This window comes from Klebsiella sp. 141198 (assembly GCF_050600785.1).
In the GTDB taxonomy this organism is placed as follows: domain Bacteria; phylum Pseudomonadota; class Gammaproteobacteria; order Enterobacterales; family Enterobacteriaceae; genus Klebsiella; species Klebsiella aerogenes.
This window is the reverse complement of the sequence record NZ_JAQIRM010000006.1, coordinates 55,829-80,220: the sequence shown is the minus strand read 5'-3', so window position 1 is coordinate 80,220 and position 24,392 is coordinate 55,829. Positions and strand designations below refer to the sequence as shown.

General features: G+C 58.1%; 20 protein-coding genes. 10 read left to right on the top strand and 10 right to left on the bottom strand.

Annotated features, from left to right (window positions below; all coding sequences use genetic code 11):
* Window positions 1-6: 6 nt before the first annotated feature.
* Window positions 7-2,712 carry an HTH-type transcriptional regulator MalT gene (gene malT, locus PGR10_RS19890; protein WP_045394833.1) on the bottom strand — a complete coding sequence of 902 codons (2,706 nt, stop codon included), beginning with the start codon at window positions 2,710-2,712 and terminating at the stop codon, window positions 7-9.
* A 621-nt stretch (window positions 2,713-3,333) separates the two neighbouring features.
* Here malT and malP point away from each other — a divergent pair.
* Together malP and malQ are read left to right on the top strand one after the other, a co-directional pair.
* Window positions 3,334-5,724: a maltodextrin phosphorylase gene (malP, locus tag PGR10_RS19885; RefSeq protein ID WP_430923986.1), complete on the top strand. Its 2,391-nt coding sequence runs from the start codon at window positions 3,334-3,336 to the stop codon at window positions 5,722-5,724.
* 10 nt (window positions 5,725-5,734) lie between these two features.
* Entirely contained in the window at window positions 5,735-7,810 is a 2,076-nt protein-coding gene (gene malQ, locus PGR10_RS19880; RefSeq protein WP_430923985.1) for a 4-alpha-glucanotransferase, read from the top strand.
* A 238-nt stretch (window positions 7,811-8,048) separates the two neighbouring features.
* Here the strand turns inward: malQ and gntT are convergent, their stop codons facing one another.
* From gntT to gntX, 3 genes are all read right to left on the bottom strand, one after another.
* Window positions 8,049-9,365, bottom strand: coding sequence for a gluconate transporter (gene gntT / locus PGR10_RS19875; protein WP_015369355.1), 1,317 nt, complete (start codon window positions 9,363-9,365; stop codon window positions 8,049-8,051).
* A 343-nt stretch (window positions 9,366-9,708) separates the two neighbouring features.
* Window positions 9,709-10,284: a Fe-S biogenesis protein NfuA gene (gene nfuA / locus PGR10_RS19870; RefSeq protein WP_015369356.1), complete on the bottom strand. Its 576-nt coding sequence runs from the start codon at window positions 10,282-10,284 to the stop codon at window positions 9,709-9,711.
* A gap of 58 nt (window positions 10,285-10,342) precedes the next feature.
* Window positions 10,343-11,017, bottom strand: coding sequence for a DNA utilization protein GntX (gene gntX, locus PGR10_RS19865; protein ID WP_430923984.1), 675 nt, complete (start codon window positions 11,015-11,017; stop codon window positions 10,343-10,345).
* Between the two features lie 37 nt (window positions 11,018-11,054).
* On the opposite strand from gntX, the gene bioH reads away from it, so the two are divergent.
* Entirely contained in the window at window positions 11,055-11,837 is a 783-nt protein-coding gene (gene bioH, locus PGR10_RS19860; protein WP_430923983.1) for a pimeloyl-ACP methyl ester esterase BioH, read from the top strand.
* A 112-nt stretch (window positions 11,838-11,949) separates the two neighbouring features.
* Window positions 11,950-12,219, top strand: a complete 270-nt coding sequence (locus tag PGR10_RS19855; RefSeq protein ID WP_015369359.1) for a YdgH/BhsA/McbA-like domain containing protein — start codon at window positions 11,950-11,952, stop codon at window positions 12,217-12,219.
* Between the two features lie 99 nt (window positions 12,220-12,318).
* On the opposite strand, the gene feoC is transcribed toward PGR10_RS19855, so the two are convergent.
* From feoC to PGR10_RS19825, 6 genes are all read right to left on the bottom strand, one after another.
* On the bottom strand, window positions 12,319-12,555 hold the full coding sequence (gene feoC, locus PGR10_RS19850) for a [Fe-S]-dependent transcriptional repressor FeoC (RefSeq protein WP_430923981.1): 237 nt from the start codon (window positions 12,553-12,555) through the stop codon (window positions 12,319-12,321).
* Window positions 12,556-12,567: 12 nt separating this feature from the next.
* Complete coding sequence (feoB, locus tag PGR10_RS19845) at window positions 12,568-14,886, bottom strand: Fe(2+) transporter permease subunit FeoB (RefSeq protein WP_087859060.1); 2,319 nt, start codon at window positions 14,884-14,886, stop codon at window positions 12,568-12,570.
* 30 nt (window positions 14,887-14,916) lie between these two features.
* On the bottom strand, window positions 14,917-15,144 hold the full coding sequence (gene feoA / locus PGR10_RS19840) for a ferrous iron transporter A (protein WP_087859061.1): 228 nt from the start codon (window positions 15,142-15,144) through the stop codon (window positions 14,917-14,919).
* Between the two features lie 388 nt (window positions 15,145-15,532).
* Complete coding sequence (locus PGR10_RS19835) at window positions 15,533-17,863, bottom strand: Tex family protein (protein ID WP_047065870.1); 2,331 nt, start codon at window positions 17,861-17,863, stop codon at window positions 15,533-15,535.
* A 100-nt stretch (window positions 17,864-17,963) separates the two neighbouring features.
* Complete coding sequence (greB, locus tag PGR10_RS19830; RefSeq protein ID WP_015703675.1) at window positions 17,964-18,437, bottom strand: transcription elongation factor GreB; 474 nt, start codon at window positions 18,435-18,437, stop codon at window positions 17,964-17,966.
* An 85-nt stretch (window positions 18,438-18,522) separates the two neighbouring features.
* The gene (locus PGR10_RS19825) at window positions 18,523-19,281 is read right to left on the bottom strand and encodes a FadR/GntR family transcriptional regulator (protein ID WP_430923980.1); all 759 of its coding nucleotides are present in this window, start codon (window positions 19,279-19,281) and stop codon (window positions 18,523-18,525) included.
* A gap of 234 nt (window positions 19,282-19,515) precedes the next feature.
* On the opposite strand from PGR10_RS19825, the gene PGR10_RS19820 reads away from it, so the two are divergent.
* The 6 genes from PGR10_RS19820 to PGR10_RS19795 are packed head-to-tail and all read left to right on the top strand — an operon-like array spanning window position 19,516 to window position 24,377.
* Window positions 19,516-20,256 carry an SDR family oxidoreductase gene (locus PGR10_RS19820; protein WP_015703673.1) on the top strand — a complete coding sequence of 247 codons (741 nt, stop codon included), beginning with the start codon at window positions 19,516-19,518 and terminating at the stop codon, window positions 20,254-20,256.
* Window positions 20,257-20,291: 35 nt separating this feature from the next.
* Entirely contained in the window at window positions 20,292-21,143 is an 852-nt protein-coding gene (locus PGR10_RS19815) for a fumarylacetoacetate hydrolase family protein (protein WP_087859063.1), read from the top strand.
* Window positions 21,140-22,435: an L-fuconate dehydratase gene (locus tag PGR10_RS19810; RefSeq protein WP_087859064.1), complete on the top strand. Its 1,296-nt coding sequence runs from the start codon at window positions 21,140-21,142 to the stop codon at window positions 22,433-22,435. The genes PGR10_RS19815 and PGR10_RS19810 overlap by 4 nt, the downstream gene beginning before the upstream one ends.
* Window positions 22,422-23,273, top strand: a complete 852-nt coding sequence (locus PGR10_RS19805) for an amidohydrolase family protein (protein WP_213794133.1) — start codon at window positions 22,422-22,424, stop codon at window positions 23,271-23,273. The genes PGR10_RS19810 and PGR10_RS19805 overlap by 14 nt, the downstream gene beginning before the upstream one ends.
* Complete coding sequence (locus PGR10_RS19800; protein ID WP_087859066.1) at window positions 23,257-24,033, top strand: SDR family oxidoreductase; 777 nt, start codon at window positions 23,257-23,259, stop codon at window positions 24,031-24,033. The genes PGR10_RS19805 and PGR10_RS19800 overlap by 17 nt, the downstream gene beginning before the upstream one ends.
* Window positions 24,030-24,377 carry an L-rhamnose mutarotase gene (locus PGR10_RS19795; RefSeq protein ID WP_087859067.1) on the top strand — a complete coding sequence of 116 codons (348 nt, stop codon included), beginning with the start codon at window positions 24,030-24,032 and terminating at the stop codon, window positions 24,375-24,377. Before PGR10_RS19800 ends, PGR10_RS19795 begins: the two co-directional genes overlap by 4 nt.
* Window positions 24,378-24,392: the final 15 nt, after the last annotated feature.

Sequence of the window (24,392 nt, the reverse complement as noted above, 5' to 3'; positions counted from 1 at the left end):
ACAGCGTTATACCCCGTATCCCATCATTTTGAGCAACCGCTGGGCATGCTGAACGGCATCCTGGCGGTGCGCGACGCCCAGTTTCTGATACAGATTGCGAATATGCGTTTTAATCGTGGTGGCCGCAACATCCAGTTCGCCGGCGATCTGCTCGTTGCTGTAACCGGAATAGATAAGCCCTAACACCTGCCATTCGCGCTGGGTCAGCGGACTGGTGCGGATAAGCTCCGGCACTTCCGGGTGGTTCAGCAGCCGTTCGACGAAGCTCTCGTCGAAGTGGGCGAATTTATGTCGATGATGCTGGTTAATATCGCGCAGGATGCGCTGCGCGCGGTGCTGTTCCAGCTCCGGCAGCGTATTCAGTTGAATCAGCTGGCGCAGCTGCTGGGCCATGGCTTCGCCTTCAATCACGAAGTGGTTGATAAAGCCGGTGCGGTTAGCCAGGGTTAAGGCTTCCATTAACACTTTTTGCGCCTCGCCCTTGCGGTCCGCCTGCCAGTACAGCTGGTTCAACAGCAGCAGGTTACGGTTGATATCGCTCATCAGCCGCAGCGAGCGGGCGTTTTCATTTAACTCTTCCAGCACCATTTCGGCGGAATCAAAATCACCGAGCAGGATCTGCGCGCGGGCAATGTTGCGCCACTGGCTTTGCAGGAAGTGGTTATTGGCGAATTCAGGTTTCGGCGTCTGGCGCAGCCAGTTGGCCGCTGCGGTTTTATCACCGGTCATCTGCCAGTAGATCACCCGCACTTTATCGGCGTTGGAGACCCAATCGCTGTGATAATGGCCGTTGCCCAGTAGATTTTCGAGACGGTTTAACAAGCTGCGGGCGTTGTCGAGATCGCCGCGCGCAAGCGAGCACTGCACCATTAACGCCAGGCATTGCAGCTGCTGCTGCGGCTGGTAGTTTGCCAGCACCGCGATGCCGCTACGGGCGCTTTCTTCAGCTTCATCAAGACGCGCCCACGCCCATAGCAGCTGCGCGCGGATGCGCAACAGGAACTCATGCATCGGCAGCTGTTCAAGATGCTGATCGCGGATAAGCTGGAAAGCTTTATCCTGAATCTCCCATGCCGCCTGCAGGAAGCCCTGGGCAAACAGAATTTCGCTCTGCTGAATCATGCTCCACAGGGCGTAGTGCCAGACGTCATGACGGCGAGCCATCTGTTCTGTTTGCTGCATCACCGCCAGCGATTTACTCAGGTGGCCTTTGCAGTGCAGCACTTCGCCGTGGACGGAAGTGGCGACGATGCGGCTGTAATAGCTCGCCAGCGGCAGCTCATCCAGGGCCACCATTGCCAGGCGCTCGGCTTCGTCCTGATCGCCGGCGTTGATAGCGACCTGCGCGCGCAGGGCGTTGAAATCGCCGTGCATCGCGGTGTCCATTTCGACATCCATCTCCTGCTCGGCGCGGGCCAGCAGGGTATTCACTTCGCTATAGCGATGCTGGCTCTGCATCAGCCAGGCCTGCAGCAGGATCAGCCGCGGATTTTCCAGCAGGTTCGACCACGGCAGCGCCGCCAGCGATTGTTCCAGCAATCCTAGCTCGCTATGGTTGAACATGCCCCAGGCGTGGTTGAGCAAAATATCGCGCAGCATGGCGGCATCGCCAGCGGCAAGCGCATGATGGATGGCTTCGGTGGGGAACCCCTGCGCCATCCACGCTTCGGCGGCGGCGCGGTGAATTTCCGGTAGCTCGGTGGCCATTTCCCACTGACAGCGCTGGCGCAGGAAGTTGCCGAATAGCGGGTGATAGCGGAACCACTCGCCGGAGTCATCCATCCGGTGCAGAAACAGCCCCTGACGTTCGATCTCTTCCAGCTGCATCTGGCCGTTCTCTTCGCCGGTGACGCGGACGATAAGCGCGTCATTCATCGAGCGCAGCAGCGAGCTTTTTAACAAGAAGCTGCGGGTACGGGCATCGACATTATCCAGCACTTCATCGACCAGATAGTCGGAAAGGTGGCTGGCGTTAATGCCGGCGAGACGACGGGCGGAGTGCTGGGCGGAGGTATTTTTCTGCCGGGCGGAGAGGGCGATGAGCTGCAGGGCGGTGGCCCAGCCGGCGACGTCATCGCACAGGCGGCTGCTGTCATCGGCTTCAATGGGGGAGGCGAGGCGGCAGTCAAAGAACTGTTTCGCCTCCTGATGAGTAAAGGCCAACTGTTGGCTGCCGATTTCCAGTAACTGCTCGCGCACCCGCAGGTTGGCGATCCCCAACTGCGGCAGGTTGCGCGACAGCACTACCAGCGTCATGGTCTCTGGCTGATGGCGCAAGAAGAAGCGCATGGCATCGTGGATCACCGGATTGGTGATCAGGTGATAGTCATCAATGACCAGGTACAGCGGGCGCTGCCAGTCGGCAAGCTCAATAAACAGCTGCGCAAACAGCGACGGCAGGCTGGCGTACTGGCGCTTTTGCACCATGGCTTCGCTGGCGGCGCAGTGGCCGCCTGTCGCCTGTTGAATCGCCGCAATCAGATAGCTGGCGAAGCGCTCTTGTTGATTATCGCCTTCATCGAGCGAAAACCAGCCAAGGTCATGCTTACCCGATGCCCACTGCGAAACGAGCGTGGTTTTGCCGTAACCTGCCGGGCTGGTCACCAACGCGAGACGATAATTGTTCGCGCCGGAAAGTTTCGCCAGCAACCGTTCGCGAACCACAGTGTGTTCAAGACGGGATGGACGACTTAATTTTGACGGAATCAACATAGTTCACTTTTTCGCTGTGCAAGAAAGGGATGGGGATTTTTTTTGCGCTTCGTAATTAATGACTCCTAAGGTCGGTGATAATGAAAGTTATTGCAAGTTATGTCCAAAATTGATGCTCTTGAATTTGCTCTCGGTCACAATTTCTCGCTTCGGTTTTTAATTAGCTTTAAACCGGTACCAGAACGCGTCATGCCTCGGTTTACGACGGTTTCGTCCGGGACGAAATTACTTTACCCGGCATTTTTTGTAGTTGATTGTTTTTATTAAATTATCGTCAGTGGATTCTTAGGTTTAATCTATTTCACGTATTTTTGTCATGGCATCTTTTTATTCTGTCAGTAGTTTATTTTTTATTTCACGATAATGGCACGAGCGAATTTTGCTTTGCGCTATGAATTGCGCTGTAACAAATTTGCCGGGCGTTGCGCTGGCGAAATTATTGTTCTACACGCGCAATAGGGCGGCGAATTCCCGTCGACGAGCTAACGTTAAAGTGGCCGCGATCACAATTTTCGCTCATCCCCGCTACTCCTCCCTGTCTAATCCCCCTCGGGAGGAGGCAGCGGCCTCGGGAGGTCGGCACACTAAGGCTAACGTTTTAGTAAAGGACCAGGATTTCTTATGTCACAGACTTCTTTTAACCAGGCTCAGTTTCAGGCTGCACTGACGCGTCAGTGGCAGCGTTTCGGTTTATCGTCAGCCGCAGAGATGACCCAACGCCAGTGGTGGCGTGCGGTCAGCGGCGCGCTGGCGGAGCTTTTGGCGGCGCAACCGGCGGCGGAAGCCGTTAAAGGACAGCGCCACGTTAACTACATTTCGATGGAGTTCCTGATCGGTCGCCTGACCGGTAATAACCTGCTCAACCTGGGCTGGTATGAAGGGGTGAGCGAGACGCTGAAGGCGTACGACATCCAGCTGACCGACCTGCTGGAAGAAGAGACCGATCCGGCGCTGGGCAACGGCGGCCTGGGCCGTCTGGCGGCCTGCTTCCTGGATTCTATGGCCACCGTTGGTCAATCGTCGACCGGCTATGGCCTGAACTATCAGTACGGCCTGTTCCGTCAGTCCTTTGCCGACGGTCAGCAGATGGAAGCGCCGGACGACTGGGGACGCGGCAGCTATCCGTGGTTCCGCCACAACGAAGCGCTGGATGTACAGGTGGGCATCGGCGGTAAAGTTAGCAAAAGCGGCGAATGGCAACCGGCTTTCGTGATTACCGGCGAAGCCTGGGATCTGCCGGTGCTTGGCTATCGCAATAACGTCGCGCAGCCGTTGCGCCTGTGGCAGGCAAAACATGCCCATCCGTTCAACCTGACCAAATTCAACGACGGCGATTTCCTGCGCGCGGAGCAACAGGGCATCGACGCGGAAAAATTGACCAAGGTGCTGTATCCGAATGACAACCACCTGGCGGGGAAAAAACTGCGCCTGATGCAGCAGTACTTCCAGTGCGCCTGCTCGGTGGCGGATATTTTGCGTCGCCACCATCTGGCTGGCCGCAAGCTGCATGAGCTGGCGGATTATGAAGTGATCCAGTTGAACGACACCCACCCGACCATCGCCATCCCGGAGCTGCTGCGCGTGCTGATTGATGAGCACCAGATGAGCTGGGACGATGCGTGGGCCATCACCAGCAAAACCTTCGCTTATACCAACCATACGCTGATGCCAGAAGCGCTGGAGTGCTGGGATGAGAAGCTGGTCAAGGCGCTGCTGCCGCGCCACATGCAGATAATCAAAGAGATTAACGACAGATTTAAACTGCTGGTGGAGAAAACCTGGCCGGGCGATAAGCAGGTGTGGGCGAAGCTGGCGGTGGTGCATGACAAACAGGTTCGCATGGCCAACATGTGCGTGGTGAGCGGCTTTGCGGTGAACGGCGTCGCGGCGCTGCACTCCGATCTGGTGGTGAAGGATCTGTTCCCGGAATATCACCAGCTGTGGCCGAACAAATTCCATAACGTGACCAACGGCATTACGCCGCGTCGCTGGATTAAACAGTGTAATCCGGCGCTGGCTGCCCTGCTTGATAAGACGCTGAAGAAAGAGTGGACCAACGATCTCGACCAGCTGATCAAGCTGGAGAAATACGCTGACGATGCCAAATTCCGTCAGGTTTATCGCGACATTAAGCAGGCGAATAAAGTGCGTCTCGCTGAGTTCGTGAAGCGGCGTACCGGGATCGACATCAACCCACAGGCGATTTTCGATATCCAGATTAAGCGCCTGCACGAATACAAACGCCAGCACCTCAACCTGCTGAATATTCTGGCGCAGTATAAAGAGATCCGCGAAAACCCGCAGGCCGACCGCGTACCGCGCGTCTTCCTGTTTGGCGCTAAAGCCGCGCCGGGCTACTACCTGGCGAAGAATATTATTCTGGCGATCAACAAGGTGGCCGAGGCGATCAACAACGATCCGCTGGTGGGCGATAAGCTGAAAGTGGTCTTCCTGCCGGATTACTGCGTATCGGCGGCGGAAATGCTGATCCCGGCGGCGGACGTCTCCGAGCAGATTTCCACGGCGGGTAAAGAGGCCTCCGGTACCGGCAACATGAAGCTGGCGCTGAATGGCGCATTGACCGTCGGCACCCTTGATGGCGCCAACGTTGAGATCGCCGAGCAGGTTGGCGAGGACAATATCTTTATCTTCGGCCATACCGTGGAAGAAGTTAAGGCGTTGAAGGCGAAAGGCTACGATCCGCTGAAATGGCGTAAGAAAGACAAGCTGCTGGACGCGGTGCTGAAAGAGCTGGAAAGCGGTAAATATAGCGGCGGCGACAAACACGCCTTTGATCAGATGCTGCATAGCCTGCTGCAAGGCGGCGATCCGTACCTGGTGCTGGCTGACTTTAGCGCTTACGTCGCGGCGCAGAAGCAGGTGGATGAACTGTATCGCGACCAGGAAGCCTGGACCCGCGCGGCGATCCTCAACACCGCGCGCTGCGGCATGTTCAGCTCCGACCGTTCTATTCGTGATTATCAGCAACGTATCTGGCAGGCAAAACGCTAAGGACAGGCCTATGGAGAATAAACGCCTTGATAACGCCGCGCTGGCGGCGGGGATCAGCCCCAGCTATATCAATGCGCACGGGCAGCCGCAGTCGATCGCGGCGGCCACTAAACAACGCTTGCTGGATGCGATGCATCGTACCGCCACTGCCGCGAAAGCGGCGGTAGAGCCGCTGCCCAGCGTCAAGGTTTTTACCCACGGTAAAAAAATGCAGCTGCCGGTCGCGGGGAGCGGGACGTTTCACTGGCTACTGACGACCGAAGAAGGTAAGCAGTATCAGGGTGAGACGCGCGGCGGCGAAACGCTCACCCTGCCGGGGAGATTGCCGACGGGCTATCACACCCTAACCCTCACGCGGGACGGCGAACGCTGGCATTGCCGGGCGATCGTCGCCCCGGCGCGCTGCTACGAACCGCAGGCGCTAAAAGAGGGCAAAAAGCTATGGGGCGCCTGCGTCCAGCTCTACACCCTGCGTTCTGAGAACAACTGGGGCATCGGCGACTTCGGCGATCTACGCGCCATGCTGCCGGAAATCGCCCGTCGCGGCGGCGCGTTTATCGGCCTCAACCCGATTCACGCGCTCTATCCGGCGAACCCGGAGAGCGCCAGCCCGTACAGTCCGTCATCGCGCCGCTGGCTTAACGTCATCTATATCGACGTCAACGCGGTGGAAGATTTCCAGCGTAGCCCTGCCGCGCAGGCATGGTGGCAGCTTGCGGAAACCCAGCAGGCCTTGCAGGCCGCGCGGCAGACCGCTGATGTCGATTATACCGCCGTCACAGCGCTGAAGCTGACCGCGCTGCGTCTGGCGTGGGCCGAGTTTTCTACGCGTGAAGATGAGCAAATGGCGGAGTTCCGCCAGTTCGTGCTACGCGAGGGCGAAAGCCTCTACTGGCAGGCGGCGTTTGATGCGCTGCATGCGTGGCAAAGTCAGCAGGATCCGATGCGCTGGGGCTGGCCGGCATGGCCGGAGGCGTATCAGAGTACGAGCAGCCCGCAGGTGAAAACTTTCTGTGCGGAACATGCCGATGAGGTGAGCTTCTATCTGTGGCTACAGTGGCTGGCTTATACGCAGTTCGCCGCCTGTTGGCACACCAGCCAGCAGGACGGGATGCCGATTGGCCTGTATCGCGATCTGGCGGTCGGGGTCGCCGAAGGCGGATCGGAGACGTGGTGCGATCGCGAGCTGTATTGCCTCAAGGCTTCCGTCGGCGCGCCGCCGGACATCCTCGGTCCGCTGGGACAAAACTGGGGCCTGCCGCCGATGGATCCGCATGTGATGGCTGCCCGCGCCTACGAGCCGTTTATCGAACTGCTACGGGCGAATATGCAAAACTGCGGCGCATTGCGTATTGACCACGTGATGTCGGTGCTGCGCTTGTGGTGGATACCGTATGGCGAAACCGCCGACCATGGCGCCTATGTGCAGTATCCGGTGGATGACCTGCTGGCGATCCTGGCGCTGGAGAGCCAGCGGCACCGCTGCATGGTCATTGGCGAAGACCTCGGAACCGTACCGGTCGAGATCGTCGGCAAGCTGCGCAAAAGCGGCGTTTACTCGTATAAAGTGCTCTATTTCGAAAATGGCCCTGATAAAACGTTCCGCGCGCCGAAGGCCTATCCGCAGCAGTCGATGGCGGTCGCGACGACCCACGATCTCCCGACGCTGCGCGGTTATTGGGAGAGCGGCGATTTAACGCTCGGGAAGACGCTGGGCCTGTATCCGGATGAAGTGGTGCTGCGCGGCTTATATGCCGATCGCGAGCAAGCAAAGCAGGGGTTGCTGGATGCGCTGCATCGGCACGGCTGTTTGCCGAAGCGCGCCGGGCATAAAGCCTCGCTGATGGCGATGACCTCAACGCTTAATCGCGGGATGCAGCGCTACATCGCCGACAGCAACAGCGCCCTGCTTGGACTGCAGCCGGAAGACTGGCTGGAGATGGCTTCACCGGTCAACATCCCGGGCACCAGTACCGAGTATCCCAACTGGCGGCGTAAGCTTACCGTGACGCTCGAGCAGATGTTTGCCGATGCGCAGGTGAATAAGTTGATTAAAGACCTGGATAAGCGCCGCAAAGCCCGTTAATCCAGCGAGAATTCCCCGGTGGCGCTGCGCTTACCGGGGCTACGGTTGAGAGCCGAAGAACAAAAAGGGAACGAGGATTACACCACCATCCCCAGGACCGTAGGTCGGGGCCATCCGACAAAAACGGTACCGCGGGTAGCCAGGATAAGGCGCTTTGCGCCGCTATCCGGGAAACGAAGAACAAAAAGGCCGGGGCGCATGATGCGCACCCGGCCTTTTTTATCTCAGGGAACGAGGGTTACACCACCATCCCCAGCAGCAGACAACCAACCAGGCCGCACACGGAAATGATGGTTTCCAGTACCGACCAGGACTTGATGGTCTCGCCAATGGTCAGGTTGAAATACTCTTTGAACAGCCAGAAACCTGGATCGTTCACGTGCGAGAAGATAACGCTACCGGAACCCACGGCGATAACCATCAGCTCCGGGCTAACGCCGGTGGTGGCAATCAGCGGCGCGGCGATACCACCCGCGGTGATAGCGGCAACGGTCGCTGAACCCAGCGCAATACGCAGCACCGCGGCGATAGACCACGCCATAAACAGCGGTGACATATTGGATTCGTGCATGATAGAAGCGATGTACTTATCCATGCCGCTATCCACCAGCACCTGCTTAAAGGCGCCGCCGCCGCCGATGATCAACAGCATCATGGCAATAATTTTAATAGAGGAGGTCAGCGTATCGTTGATCTGCTCCATGGAACGGCCGCGGTTCAGGCCGAAAGTGAACAGCGCGATCAGCACCGCAATCAGGGTCGCCATCACCGGGTCGCCGAAGAACTCGGCAACGGGCAGGAAGGCGTGGCCCTTCGGCAGAACCATCTCGGCGACGGCGCGCATCGCCATCAGGATCACCGGTACCAGAGAGGTCCAGACGCTGACGCCAAAGCCCGGCATCTCTTCTTCGGTGAAGGTTTTCGGGTTGTGCAGGCCTTCCGGGATCGGCTTATCAATACCTTTCAGGAAACGGGCGAAAACCGGACCGGCAAGAATAACCGTCGGGATAGCCAGAATCGTACCGTAGAGCAGCGTTTTGCCCATATCGGCGTGGAAAATTGTCGCGATAGCGGTCGGGCCAGGGTGCGGCGGCAGGAAACCGTGGGTGACGGAGAGCGCCGCGGCCATCGGTACGCCAACGTACAGCAGCGGGATACGCGCGGAGGCGGCGATGGTAAAGACCAGCGGCAGCATCAGCACGAAACCGACTTCATAGAACAGGGCGAAACCGACGGTGAAACCGGTCAGTACAACGGCCCATTGAATATGTTTTTTACCGAATTTATCAATCAGGGTGGTGGCGATACGCTGCGCGCCGCCGCAGTCCGCCAGCATTTTACCGAGCATGGCGCCGAAGCCCATGATCAGCGCGAGGCTGCCGAGCGTGCCCCCGACGCCGTTTTTGATGGATACGATGACTTTATCCAGAGGCATACCCTGCATTAATCCGACGGCGAGCGCCACCAGAACCAGAGCGATGAAGCCGTTCATTTTGAAACGGATCATCAGCAACAATAACAGGGCAACCCCGATAGCTACGATGACTAATGGCATGATTTACCTGGCCTTAACTTGTTATGGGTAACGTTAAAGTCTGAACATCTACAGTATCCGTTCCGCAGAGGAACAAGGATGTCTTGCACCGTAAAGCTGGCATATTCCTGACCCAGAGAAAGGATAGCTGGCTATTTTTTTGTCGGTGGTGCTTGTCGTGGATGATACGGGTAACATGTGAGCTTTGAGAATGCCCTGAACCGGGTAAATTTTAAATATGAGACTTAAGTCATACTCTCTGCCGGGTTTTTGCCGTGCCGGCTAGTCAGAAATGTTGTGCGGTAACATGCGGGAAGGAGAAGTCACCCGGCAAGCGGTTGTTGCCGGGCGAGAAGGCGGAAGCTTAGTAGTAGGAGTGCTCGCCGCGCTGGTGTTCGGTCAGGTCGCGCACGCCTTTCAGCTCCGGGAATTCGTTCAGCAGCTGCTTTTCGATCCCTTCTTTCAGGGTCACGTCGACCATCGAGCAGCCGTTGCAACCACCGCCGAACTGCAGGATAGCCAGACCGTCTTCGGTGATTTCCATCAGCGAGACGCGACCGCCGTGACCGGCCAGCTGTGGGTTGATCTGCGACTGCAGCAGGTACTCCACGCGCTCCATTAGCGGGGCATCGTCGGAAACCTTACGCATTTTGGCGTTCGGCGCTTTCAGCGTCAGCTGGGAACCGAGTTGGTCAGTGACGAAGTCGATTTCAGCATCTTCCAGATAAGGCGCGCTGAGTTCATCAACATACGCGGTCAGCTGTTCAAATTTCAGCGCCGTGTCGGTGTCTTCCACCGCATCCGGTGGGCAGTAGGATACGCCGCACTCAGCGTTTGGGGTGCCGGGATTAATCACAAATACGCGAATTTGCGTCCCTTCTTCCTGATTTGCCAGCAGTTTGGCAAAGTGCGCTTGTGCAGCATCGGAAATACGGATCATAGCGTTGGCCTAATAGTTGACTATTTTACTGGGTTATAATACGCCCATCAGCGGGGGTCTACAAGGTACGGCACACACACCATACCTGAACCGTCGCGGCGCCGTTTCGCAAAAGCAGGCGGGAAATCTCGGCGACGGTGCTTCCGGTTGTGACGACATCATCCACAATGGCGATATGGTGGCCCCGAACGGATAATTCAACCTGGAAAGCATTTTTCAGGTTCTGCTTACGTAATCTGGCGCTTAACTGATGCTGTGTTGCGGTACGCCGGATTCGCTTCAACGCATCGCCGCGCCAGGCGCAACCCATCCAGCGCGCCAGCGGGCGGCATAGCGCCTCGCTTTGGTTAAATCCCCGACGCCAGTGGCGGCGTTGCCAAAGAGGCACGCTGATAATCCGGTCCACTGGCGGCAGCCCGCGGTTAAGGCGCAGGCGCAAAATAAGCAGTCGCGCCAGCGCTGGGGCGAGTTCCGGACGAGGCCCGAACTTTAACTGATGCACCAGTCCGCTTAGCGCAGGGGTATAGCTATTCACCGTCACCAGCCGCTGCCAGGGCGGCGGTTTTTGCAGGCAGCGTCCACAGGGTAAGGCGGGCGCCAATGCGGGTAAACCGCACTGCGGGCAGAGTGATTGTGAGATGAGCTGCGAGGCGGTGCAGCGCGAGCAAATCCCCCAGTGAGCGATGGCCAGCGGCATTTGGCATAGCCAGCATAAGCTGTGTGCTGTTAGCATAATTCCCCTCATAGTGATGGAAAGAGAACAGTAACTGATGAATGACATCTGGTGGCAAACCACGGGCGAAGGAAATTGTCATCTTGTGCTGCTGCACGGATGGGGGCTGAATGCCAACGTGTGGGATTGCATTACGCCGGAACTGGCTACGCATTTTACCCTGCACCTGGTGGATCTACCGGGCTATGGCCGCAGCGGTGGTTTTGGCGCCTTAACGCTTGAAGAGATGGCGCAGCAGGTCGTTGCAAAAGCGCCGGAGCAGGCCATCTGGCTTGGCTGGAGCCTGGGCGGGTTGGTAGCGAGCCTGGTGGCGCTGCAGCATCCGCAACGCGTGCAGGCGCTGGTGACCGTCGCTTCTTCGCCGTGTTTTGGCGCGCGCGACCAGTGGCCGGGGATTAAACCGGAAGTGCTGAGCGGCTTCCAGCAGCAGCTTAGTGAAGATTTCCAGCGTACCGTCGAGCGTTTTCTCGCCCTGCAGACCATGGGTACCGAAAGCGCGCGCCAGGACGCCCGTGCGCTGAAAAGCACCGTTCTGTCGCTGCCGATGCCGCCTGCTGAGGTTCTCAACGGCGGGTTGGAGATTCTCAAAACCGCCGATTTGCGTCAACCGCTCGCCGCGCTGACCATGCCGTTTTTGCGCCTCTATGGTCGTCTGGATGGGCTGGTGCCGCGTAAAATCGTTCCGCTATTGGATGAGCTGTGGCCGCAAAGTGAGTCTATCATTTTCGAAAAGGCGGCCCATGCGCCGTTTATTTCACATCCCCAGCCATTTTGTGAGCCTCTGATCGCGTTGAAAAAGCGGCTGAATAATTATTTTTAGCGCCGCGTGGTAAATCATCAGGATCGGGCAATACTTAGGTTGTTGCGGCGGTTGATTATTTCGTTTTTGCCGCCGCAAACTAAAAATAACAACCTTATGGAGAGTAAAGGCTATGAAACTTGTTACAGGTATTGTTGCATCTCTGGTGATTGGCTCCCTCTCTTTTGGCGCGTTCGCGGCGAAAGAGATCCAGAAAGATGAAGTCGCGAAGATGAATCTGACCAAGGTCGGTAGCATCACGACTTCCCGTACCACGTCGCCGATGGACGCGAAGCGCGATCTGTCGAAGAAAGCGGATGAGTTGGGTGGTAAGTACTTCGTGGTGATTGCCGGCGAGAAGAACGAGAAGACGGTTCACGCGAACGCCGACGTGTATAAGTAAGCCCGATTTTCCCTGCCAGGCGCAACCTGGCAGGGCTCCAGCTCAACGTCGTTGGGTAGCCCGGATACGGCGCAACGCGCCGCCATCCGGGATGTCTATTCAGCGCAAAGACCACCACTCCCGCAGGCAGGCTTTCCCTTCAGGGCAGCTTTTACAGCTGCCTGAAAGGCAGCCATCGGCATCTTCGGTCTTTCTGACGACTTTCCCCATCGCTTCCAGGCGGCTCAACATGGCGTCGATCAGCGGTCGCGGCGTATGCAGGCGGGCGCTCAGCTGTGCGGCTTCCATTCGCCCCTGCAGGGCCAACATATCGCGAACGTCAATTAACGATGCCATGATGATTGCTCCTTAGTGGCAGTCGCCGGCCGGACTCTGGCAGCAAGAAGTCGGGGTTTTACGCGTCGCCAGCAGCGAAACGTCTACCCGGCTCCGCGCCCGACGCAGCAGGCCAAAGACCACGACGTTAAACAGAATCACCGCCAGAATACACACCAGGCTGTAGCGCGGGTGCTGGCTAAAGCTCACGGTCTGGTAGTACAGCGTTGATAGCGAGTAGGCGATATTCAACCCCCACAGCACCGAGAACATCATCCAACCGCGGCTGGACTCACGGGCAATCGCCCCCATCACGGAAATGCATGGAATATAGAGCAGGACGAAGATCAGGTAGCTGTACGCGGCGGCGGCGCTGCCGAATTTACTGCCCATCACGCCCATTGCGCCGGTTTCCATTTCGCCATCGCCTTTGCTTGCTTCAATCGGGTTCGCCAGCACGCTCAGGCTAAAGGTGTCTTTCAGCCCCTGCCAGGTTTCATCGACGGCGGCTAACAGCTCGTCGCCAAGGCTAAACTCCTGTGGGTTAAACTCTTCATTCTGGATATCTTCCGCGGTGTAGAGGGTATTCAGCGTACCGACCACCACTTCTTTCGCCATCGCGCCGGTAAACAGGCCGACGGTTGCCTGCCAGTTATCTTCGTGCACGCCAATGGGCTTAAACACCGGGGTAATCACCCGGCTGACCGAAGCCAGCGCCGAGTCGTTGATGTTATCGACCACTTTGCCGCTGAGCGAGAAGCTGTTCAGCGCGCTGAGGAAAATACTGACGATGACAATCACCTTACCGGCGCGCAGGACGAAGCCTTTCAGGCGCTGCCAGGTCTGGATAACCAGGCTCTTGATGTGCGGTACGTGATACACCGGCAGCTCCATCACAAACGGCGAGGCTTCGCCGCGCATAATGGTGTATTTGAGCATCAGGCCGGTGAGGATCGCCATCACGATGCCCAGCACGTACAGTGAGAAGACCGCCAGCGCGCCGTTCTGCCCGAAGAAGGCAGCGGCGAAGACCGCGAAAATCGCCAGTCGCGCGCCGCAGGACATAAATGGCGCCATCATGATGGTCATTAGCCGTTCACGTGGCGCATCCAGCGTACGGGCGCCCATTACCGAAGGCACGTTACAGCCGAAACCGACGATCAGCGGCACGAAGGATTTCCCCGGCAGGCCTAACGCCTGCATCAGGCGGTCCATCACGAAGGCCGCGCGCGCCATATACCCGGAGTCCTCAAGGAAAGAGAGGAACAGGTACATCATGCCGATTTGCGGCACCAGCGGCAGCACGGTATTGATACCGCCGCCCAGCCCTTGCGCGAGGAATACGGTCAGCCAGTCCGGGAAGTGCAGGGTGTAGCCCAGCCACTGGATGCCGTGAATGAAGATAGCCACCGAACCGGCGTCGAAAATCGGCTGCAGGGCGCCGCCGATGTTGATAGCCAGCAGGAACATCAGGTACATCACGAACAGGAAGATCGGTAAGCCGAGGAAGCGGTTAAGGATAATTTTATCCATCGCCGTGGTGAAGCGGCTCGGCTCTGCGGTCAGGGTGTTACTGACGGCATCGCATACCGCGGCGATACTTTGATAGCGGGCATCGGCGATATACAGTGCCGGATCGTCCATCTCGCCGCTCAGGTTGGCCAGCGCCAGATCGAGTTTGTCGGCGGCGTTGCCGGCGAAGGCGCGGCTATAAATATCGCCTTCCAGCATCTGCAGCCCCAGCCAGCGGCGCTGACGCAGCGGCATATCAGCAGGCATCGCCTGCGCCAGCATATCGGCTTCGCGTTGCAGGGATTGCGGATAGTGCACCAGTTCCAGCGGCTGATTTTTCTCATGGCGGTCAAGCGCCATTTTTAGCGCTTCGATACCGCGGCCGCGGGTGGAGACCAGCGGTATCACCGGGCAACCGAGACGGGCCGCTAACGCGTCGACGTCGATGCGGATTTGCTGCTTTTCGGCAATATCGAGCATGTTTAGCGCGACGACGCAGGGAATACCCAACTCCAGCAGCTGCAGAGTCAGATAGAGGTTCCGTTCCAGGTTCGAGGCGTCGATGACGTTAATCAGCAGGTCGGCATCGCCGCTGAGAATATAGTGACAGGCAATCTGTTCGTCGAGCGACGTCTGCGAGGAGATGGTGGTCAGCGAATAGGTGCCCGGCAGGTCGACCAGGGTGACCTGGTGGTCGGTGGTGGTGAAGGCGCCTTCTTTACGCTCAACGGTGACCCCCGCCCAGTTACCCACCCGCTGGCGCGCGCCGGTTAGTTGATTAAATAACGTTGTTTTGCCGGAATTAGGATTACCAATTAAACCAACGGTTAATTTTTTCATTTTTTCAGACTCTTAGTGCTGGGTCAGGTGTTATTGCGCAACCGCTTCCAGTTCAATTAACGCGAGGTCTTTTTTACGTAATACCAGGCTCACGCGCCGGGTCTCAATATGAATAGGATCGCCCAGCGGCGCCACGCGTACGACATGAAACGAAGAGCCGGGCAACATTCCCAGGGAGAGCAGTTTCTGCCGATAAGCCGGGCTAATATCGCGGGAAAAACCGGTGATTTTCCACACACTATCAGGAGTGAATTGCATAGGGCCTACTTGTTATCGCTAACCGAAAAGAGAATTTCCATACGCGGCGGTTAAAGCGGCGCTGGGGGCTATAGCCAACGAAGAAGAATAAAATTTAACTGATAACGATGATAATGAGAATGGTTTGTATCATCAATACATGACAAGGATAATAAATGCGGTTTTCCTGGGAATTTGCTTATTTTTTGATATGACGCAAGAACGCTGCTGTAGTCAAAAATAAGGGAAAAATTAATTTCTTCACTTAATGTTTAATAAAGGTTTCATTGGTTAACAGAATGAAACTTTATAAATTTCGAACTTATTGAAAGGTTACTGGAATATATTAATCGAGGCTCAGGCATTAAAAAGCGGAAAATTGCCCCTCGTATAGAGGGGCAGGGAAGGATTAGCGTTTTTTGCCCATCGCGGCGGCCAGCGCATCCATCATCGCGCTGTTGCCGGCTGGCTGAGCATCGCGACCGCGCGGCTTCGCCGCTTTTGCCGCCGGGCGGTTACCCTGCGGGCGATCGTTGCCGCCGCCGCGGCGCGCGTTGCTGTCGCCCGGTTGTTCATCCAGGCGCATCGTTAACGCGATGCGTTTACGCGGCAGGTCCACTTCCATCACCTTCACTTTGACGATATCGCCCGCTTTGACCACGGTATGCGGGTCTTCAACGAACTTATTCGACAGCGAAGAGATATGGACCAGGCCATCCTGGTGCACGCCGATATCGACGAAGGCGCCAAAGTTGGTAACGTTGGTGACCGCGCCTTCCAGAATCATCCCCGGCAGCAGGTCGTTCATCGTCTCAACGCCGTCGGCGAACTGGGCGGTTTTAAACTCAGGGCGCGGATCGCGGCCCGGTTTTTCCAGCTCTTTGATGATATCGGATACCGTCGGCACGCCGAACTTATCATCGGTAAAATCAGAGGCTTTCAGGTTGCGCAGCTCGCTGCTGTTGCCCATCAGATCTTTCAGCGCCTGCTGGGTTGCGGCCAGAATACGCTCGACCACCGGGTAGGCTTCCGGGTGAACGGTTGAGGCGTCCAGCGGGTTATCGCCGTGGTTAATACGCAGGAAGCCTGCGCACTGCTCAAAGGCTTTCGGCCCCAGACGGCTTACTTTCAGCAACTGCTGGCGGTTATGGAACTGGCCGTTCTCGTCGCGCCAGGCGACGATATTCTGCGCCATCATGCGGGTCAGGCCGGCAACGCGGGTTAACAGCGCCACCGAGGCGGTGTTAAGGTCAACGCCGACGGCGTTAACGCAGTCTTCCACCACCGCATCCAGCTTACGCGCCAGCTGCGTCTGACTAACGTCATGCTGATACTGACCGACGCCGATTGATTTCGGATCGATTTTCACCAGCTCGGCCAGCGGATCCTGCAGACGGCGGGCGATAGAGACCGCGCCGCGTAGGGAAACGTCGAGGTCCGGGAACTCCTGCGCCGCCAGTTCGGAAGCCGAGTAGACCGATGCGCCGGCTTCGCTGACGATCACTTTCTGGGCGGTTACTTTCGGGAACTGTTTTTGCACGTCGAGGAAGAAACGCTCGGTCTCGCGCGAAGCGGTACCGTTGCCGATAGCCACCAGCTCAACGTTATGTTTCTCGCACAGCGCCGCCACGACGACGGCGGCTTTAGCCGCCTGGCCGGTGTGCGGGTAGATGGTATCGGTGGCCACCAGTTTGCCGGTGCCGTCGACTACCGCCACTTTTACGCCGGTACGCAGGCCCGGATCGAGCCCCATGGTGGCGCGCAGGCCGGCAGGCGCGGCCATCAGCAGGTCATGGAGGTTACGGGCGAATACGTTAATCGCTTCGTCTTCCGCGCGTTCGCGCACGGTGCCCATTAATTCGGTTTCGAGGTGCATCAGCACCTTGATGCGCCAGGTCCAACTGACGACGCCTTTGCGCCAGCTGTCCGCCGGGGCATTATTCAGGCGCAGGCCGAGATGATCGATAATGATCTGCTCGCAGTGGCTCTCTTTCGGCGGCTCGTCAAACTGCGGGTCGGCGTTGAGCGACAGCTGCAGCACGCCCTCATTGCGCCCGCGGAACATCGCTAGCGCGCGGTGCGACGGCACGGAAGCGATCGGTTCATGGTGGTCGAAGTAATCGCGGAATTTAGCGCCTTCTTCTTCCTTGCCGCTGACGACGCTGGCCACCAGGTGGGCGTTTTTCCACAGATAATCACGCACCTTCGCCAGCAGGGCGGCGTCTTCCGCGAAACGCTCCATCAGAATATAGCGCGCGCCGTCGAGAGCGGCTTTACTATCCGCCACGCCTTTATCGGCATCGATATAGTTTGCCGCTTCGGTTTCCGGATCGTGGGAAGGCTCATTCCACAGCAGATCGGCCAGCGGTTCGAGACCGGCTTCAATAGCGATTTGCCCACGGGTGCGGCGTTTGGGTTTGTACGGCAGGTAGAGGTCTTCGAGCTCGGTTTTGCTGAGGGTGGCGTTGATGGCTTTTTCCAGCGCTTCGTTGAGCTTGCCCTGTTCGCCGATCGATTTGAGGATCGCCTGGCGGCGGTCTTCCAGTTCGCGCAGATACCCGAGGCGAGTTTCCAGATTACGCAGCTGCGTGTCATCCAGACCGCCGGTGACTTCCTTACGATAACGTGCAATAAACGGCACGGTGTTCCCTTCATCAAGCAGGCGAACGGCAGCTTCTACCTGTTCGGCTCTGGCCTGAAGTTCACCCGCAATAATGCGGCAGAGCGAATCATTCATCATCGGTTTTATTCATCATTAGGGTCAAAAATCAGGGGATAGTTATACGGGGTGACAGGCTAAAATGCCAGCCGCGACCGGGTTCTCTCGGAATGTTCCGGCGCTATTTCACGTATTCAATTTCATTGACGTACCAGCTGGCTTCGCCCGCCGGAGTGTTAACGATAGCCAGGTCGCCCACCTCTTTCTTTAGTAAGGCGCGCGCCATTGGCGAATCGATAGAGATATAGTCTTTGCGGCCGAAGATTTCATCGTAGCCGACAATGCGAAAGCGCTTGGTATCGCCATCGTCGTTCTCGATTTCCACCCACGCGCCGAAGAACACTTTGCCTTCCTGCTGCGGGGAATAATCGACGATTTTGAGATTTTCCAGACACTTGGTGAGATAACGCACCCGGCGGTCAATTTCGCGCAGGCGCTTTTTATTGTACTGATAATCGGCGTTTTCGCTGCGGTCGCCAAGACTCGCCGCCCAGGTCACTTTCTTGGTGACTTCCGGGCGCTCTGTACGCCACAAGTAATCCATCTCTTGCTTCAGTTTTTCATACCCTTCACGGGTGATCAGCGGCGTTTTCATCTGTGGTTCATCCAAAATAATCTCGTCCCGCCGTACCTTAACCAGCCGTTTCGGCAAGGTAAAGCGGTGGGCGAAGAAATCGCGGCTACTGGCTGCGGGTAAAAATGGTAATCACCTGATCAATATGATTTTTCATTGCTTTCTTTGCCGCACGGACGTCGTGGGTCTCAATGGCTTCAAGGATCGCGCGATGCTCTTGTTCCGAGCGATGCGGCATATCGTCCGGCGTATAGTGGCGCTGCAGCATGCGGAACATACTGCCGTAGCGGTGGCCGAGTAGGTGGCCGATGATAAACGCGTACGCCGGGTTACCGCTGGCCTGAGCGATACGGATATGGAACAGGCGATCGCCGGGATGGGTGGTTGAACCGGCACGGTTATCGCGACAGTTCTGTTCAAAGGCCTCGCGGATAGCGGCCAGCTCCTCGGGGCTGGCATGGCGCGCCGCCAGCGCGGCGGTTTCCGGTTCTATTAACAGACGCGCCTGCAGCAGAGAAAATGGCGGTAGTTCGGCGTTAAAATCGAGGTCTATGTTGAGTTCGTCGTCGATCTCCGTCCACTGGTCGCGACCGGCCTGCGCCATCACCGGCTCTTTGGTGGCGGCGAGCGGCGTCTGCGATTTGACGATTACCCCGTTGCCGACGCGCACGTCCACCAGGCCAATCACCTCCAGCGCAATCAGCGCTTCACGTACCGATGCGCGGCTGACGTTCAACTGCTGGGCTAAATCTCGCTCAGACGGGAGACGACTGCCGGGCGGAAATTCGTTGTTCTCAATTAATCGCTTGAGTTGGTCTGCTATCTGTCTGTAAATCCTTGGGTTTTCCAGTCTGGTAATCGGCATGTTTCACCTTTGCTCATGCGATAGACAGTGATAAAGCGCACAAATATTGGCCAGCACACTTGAGTGTTTGTTAGTCGAGTGTAATTAATTGGTTAACCAATGTGCCGTTTGTGGCCGTTTTTGCAACATCTAAGCTTCACGATAGCGGGTTATGCCTGACTTGTCATGCGAAAGGTCAGGCCTTTGACTACCATCAATGGCCTGACCATTAGTCCTTTAGACCAGGGGAGAGAAATGGAACTAACCGGAAAACGCGTTCTGATTACCGCCGCAGGGCAGGGGATTGGCAACAGCTGCGCGCGGCTATTTGCCGCCGCTGGCGCGGAAGTGATTGCCAGCGATATCAACATTGCCGGATTGAGCGATATCCCCGGCGTACAGCCGCTGCAGCTGGATGTCACCCGCGCCGACGCCATTGCCGCCGCTGCGGAAACGCTGGGCCCGCTGGATGTCTTGTTCAACTGCGCCGGGGTGGTGCATAGCGGCAGCATTCTTGAATGTAGCGAGCGGGAGTGGCAGTTCGCTCTCGATCTGAATGTCACCGCCATGTTCCACACGATTCGCGCCTTTTTGCCGGCGATGATCGCCCGCGGCGGCGGCTCGATTATCAACATGTCATCGGTGGCTTCCAGCGTGAAAGGGGTACCAAACCGCTTCGCCTACAGCGCCAGTAAAGCGGCGGTCATTGGCCTGACCCGCTCGGTCGCCGCAGATTTCGTCACCCAGGGCATTCGTTGTAATGCGATTTGTCCGGGCACCGTCGATTCACCTTCGCTGCGTGGACGTATTGCCGAGCAGGCTCGCGAACAAGGGTTGAGCGAAGAGGCGGTTTATGAGGCGTTTGTCGCCCGCCAGCCTATTGGCCGCATTGGCAAGCCGGAAGAGATCGCCCAGCTGGCGCTGTATCTGGCTTCCGACGCCAGCGCCTACACCACCGGTACGGTACAGATTATTGACGGCGGCTGGAGCAACTAACCGCGCGGCGCTTTATTTCACTATCAGGAAAACGCATGAAATTACTCCGTTTTGGCAATCCCGGCAGCGAGCGTCCGGGCGTACTCGACAACGACGGCCGCCTGCGCGACCTATCGAACTATGTGACCGATCTGCGCGGCGACGCGCTGCTGCCGGAGAGTCTGGCGCGTCTGCGCCAGCTGGATCTCTACAGCCTGCCGCTGGTTGAAGGCAATCCGCGTATCGGCGCCTGCGTTGGCGGTATCGGTAAATTTATCTGCATCGGCCTGAACTATGCCGATCACGCCGCAGAGACCGGCGCCGATATTCCGCAGGAACCGGTGGTATTCAGCAAGTGGACCAGCGCGGTGGTCGGGCCGAACGACAACGTGATTATCCCGCGTGGTTCGCAAAAGACCGACTGGGAAGTCGAGTTAGGGGTGGTGATTGGTAAAGGCGGGCGCTATATCGACGAGCGCGACGCCATGCAGCACGTTGCTGGCTACTGCGTGATTAATGACGTCTCCGAACGTGAGTATCAAATCGAGCGCGGCGGCACCTGGGATAAAGGCAAAGGCTGCGACACGTTCGGGCCGACCGGCCCCTGGCTGGTGACCGCCGATGAAATACCCGACCCTAACTCCCTTAACCTGTGGCTGGAGGTTGACGGCAAACGCTATCAGGACGGCAACACTCGCACCATGATTTTCAAAGTGCCCTATATCATCAGCTACCTGAGCCGCTTTATGAGCCTGCAGCCGGGCGATGTCATCTCTACCGGCACGCCGCCGGGGGTGGGTATGGGCCAGAAACCGCAGCCGGTCTATCTACGCGCCGGCCAGACTATCCGTCTGGGCATTGAAGGGTTGGGCGAACAGCAGCAGCTGACCGTGGAGGACAAACAATGACGCAAATTACCGCCCTGCGGGTAGAGGATATCCGCTTTCCCACCTCGCAGCAGTTGGACGGCTCCGATGCGATGAATCCCGACCCGGATTACTCCGCCGCCTACGTGATCCTCGAAACCGACAATCCGCAGCTCACCGGTCACGGGTTGACCTTCACCATTGGCCGCGGCAACGAAATTTGCTGCGCGGCGATTCAGGCGCTGGAGCATTTAATCGTCGGCGAGCAACTCGAGACGATCGCCGCCGATATGGGCGCCTTCTGGCGGCGCTTTACCAGCGATAGCCAGCTGCGCTGGATTGGCCCGGACAAAGGGGCGATTCACCTGGCGACCGGCGCGGTGGTCAATGCAGTGTGGGATCTGTGGGCGAAGGCCGAAGGCAAACCGGTCTGGCGACTGGTTGCCGATATGAGCCCGGCCGAGCTGGTGCGCTGCATTGATTTTCGCTACATCACCGACTGCATTACCCCGGAGGAGGCGCTGCGCCTGCTGGAAAGCCGTGAGGAGGGTAAAGCCCAGCGGCTTGAACAGCTACAGGCGCAGGGTTATCCGTGTTACACCACGTCAGCGGGCTGGCTGGGTTACGGTGATGACAAACTGCGTCGTCTTTGTCAGCAGGCGGTGGACGCCGGTTTCTCGCATATCAAGCTGAAGGTTGGGCGCGATATTGAAGATGATATCCGCCGCGTGCGCATTGCCCGTGAAGTGATTGGCCCCGAGCGGAAACTGATGATTGACGCCAACCAAGTATGGGAAGTGGATGCCGCGATTCCATGGGTCAAAGCGCTGGCCTTCGCCAACCCGTGGTTTATCGAAGAGCCGACCAGCCCGGATGATATCGAAGGTCACCGCAAGATCCGCGAGAACATCGGCGCGGTGAAGGTCGCCACCGGCGAGATGTGCCAGAACCGGATTATGTTCAAACAGTTCATTATGCGCGGCGCGATTGACGTGGTGCAGATCGATGCCTGCCGGTTAGGCGGCGTCAACGAAGTGCTGGCGGTGATGCTGATGGCGGCGAAGTACAACCTGCCGGTTTGCCCGCACGCCGGCGGCGTCGGACTGTGCGAATACGTCCAGCACCTGTCGATGATTGACTACCTGTGCATCGCCGGTACCCATGAAGGGCGGGTGATCGAGTTTGTCGACCATCTGCACGAGCACTTCCTGCACCCTTGCGAAATCCGCGGCGCAGCTTATATGCCGCCGCAGGCGCCGGGCTACTCGATTGAAATGCATCAGGCTTCTATCGAGCAGTACCGCTACCGTGGAGAAGCGCATGTTGCGCATTGATGCCCACCACCACTACTGGCGCTATCAGCCACAGGATTACCCGTGGATTGATGACGACATGCCGCAACTGCGCCGGGATTTTTACCCCCCGCAGCTCCAGCCGCTGCTGGCACAGCACCGGCTCGATGGCGCGGTGGTGGTGCAGGCGCGTCATGACGAAAACGAAACCGCCTGGCTGGTGGCGCAGGTTTCTCAGGCGGTTGGCGTATGCGGCGTGGTGGGCTGGCTGGATATTACCGCCGCGGATCTCGAGGACAAGCTGACGCAGTGGCGCGACCAGCTGTGCGGGTTGCGCCATCAGGTGCAGGATGAAGCCGACCCGGCAGCGTGGCTTGAGCGCGAGGCGGTCTCCCGCGGCATGCGGCGACTACAGCAACGCGGCTATAGCTGGGATCTACTGGTTACCCATCATCATCTCGCGGCGGCGGCACGCTTTGCCGCCCGCCACGATGATCACTGGCTGGTACTCGACCATTTCGGCAAGCCGGATATCGCGCGCGGCGCGGCCCACTGGGCCGAACAGGCGAGGCCGCTGGCCGCATTACCGCATGTGGTGGGCAAACTTTCCGGCCTGGTGACCGAAGCCGGGCGCGGATGCTGGACCGAGCAGCAACTGCTGCCTTTCTTCGACGCCGCGCTGGAGTTGTTTGGCCCGCAGCGGCTGATGTTTGGTTCCGACTGGCCGGTATGCCTGCTGGCGGCGGAGTACCACCAGGTTTACCAGCTGTGCGAAACGGCGCTGGCCCCGCTGACGGAAACGCAGCGGTCAGCTATCTGGGGCGGCACTGCCTGTCGGGTTTATGGTTTAACGGAGGCGAAGCGTGGATCTATTTCTTAAAGACAAAGTGGTTATCGTCACCGGCGGCGGCTCGGGGATCGGCGCGGCCGTGACGCAACTGCTGGCGGAAGAGGGCGCGGTGCCGGTCATCGTCACTAATGCCCAGCCAGAGCAGGGGTTTATGGATGGGCTGAAGCAAATCGCGCCGCAAAGTGAGCTGATTATCGCCGACCTGTGCCAGGAGGCTGAATGTGCCGCGGCGGTAGGCCAGGTGCTGGCGCGCTTTGGCCGCATTGATGCGCTGGTGAATAACGCTGGAGTGAACGATGGCGTAGGGCTTGAGGCCGGGCGTGAGGCGTTTCTCGGATCGCTTGAGAAAAACCTGATCCACTACTACCAGATGGCCCACCTGTGCCGCGAGGCGCTGGAGGCGGCGCGGGGCGCTATCGTCAATATCGCCTCGAAAACCGCGCTCAGCGGCCAGGGCGGCACCAGCGGCTATACCGCGGCGAAAGGGGCAGTGCTGGCATTAACCCGTGAATGGGCGGTATCGCTGCGCGAGAGCGGCGTGCGGGTTAACGCGGTGGTGCCGGCGGAAGTGCTGACGCCGCAGTACCAGCGCTGGATAAATACCTTCCCCGATCCACAGCGGCAGATGGCGGCGATTAACCAACGCATTCCGCTGGGCAAACGCATGACCACGCCGGAAGAGATCGCCAATACCGTGGTGTTTCTTATCTCCTCGCGCGCGTCGCACACTACCGGGCAGTGGCTGTCGGTGGACGGCGGGTATTTGCATCTCGACAGGGCGCTGTCATGAGCGCCGCGCGGCGGCTGTGTCAGGCGCTGGATTTAGTCGATTCGGCGCAGAAAATTGCCGAATACCAGCGTCTGCATGAACGTATCTGGCCGGAAGTCGCCGGGCATCTACGCGACCATGGCGTGCTGGATATGGAGATTTACCGGCTCGGCACGCGGCTGTTTATGGTGATGGAGGTCGCCGGGGATTTCGATGGCGAACGCTTTGCTCAACACAGCCTGAACCACCCGGTCATTCAGCGCTGGGAAGCGCTGATGTGGCAATACCAGGTTCCCACCCCCTGGACGCCGGCAGGCGAAAAATGGGTGTCGATGGAGCGCATATTCTCTTTGCAGGATCAATAAAACAACTCTGTACTC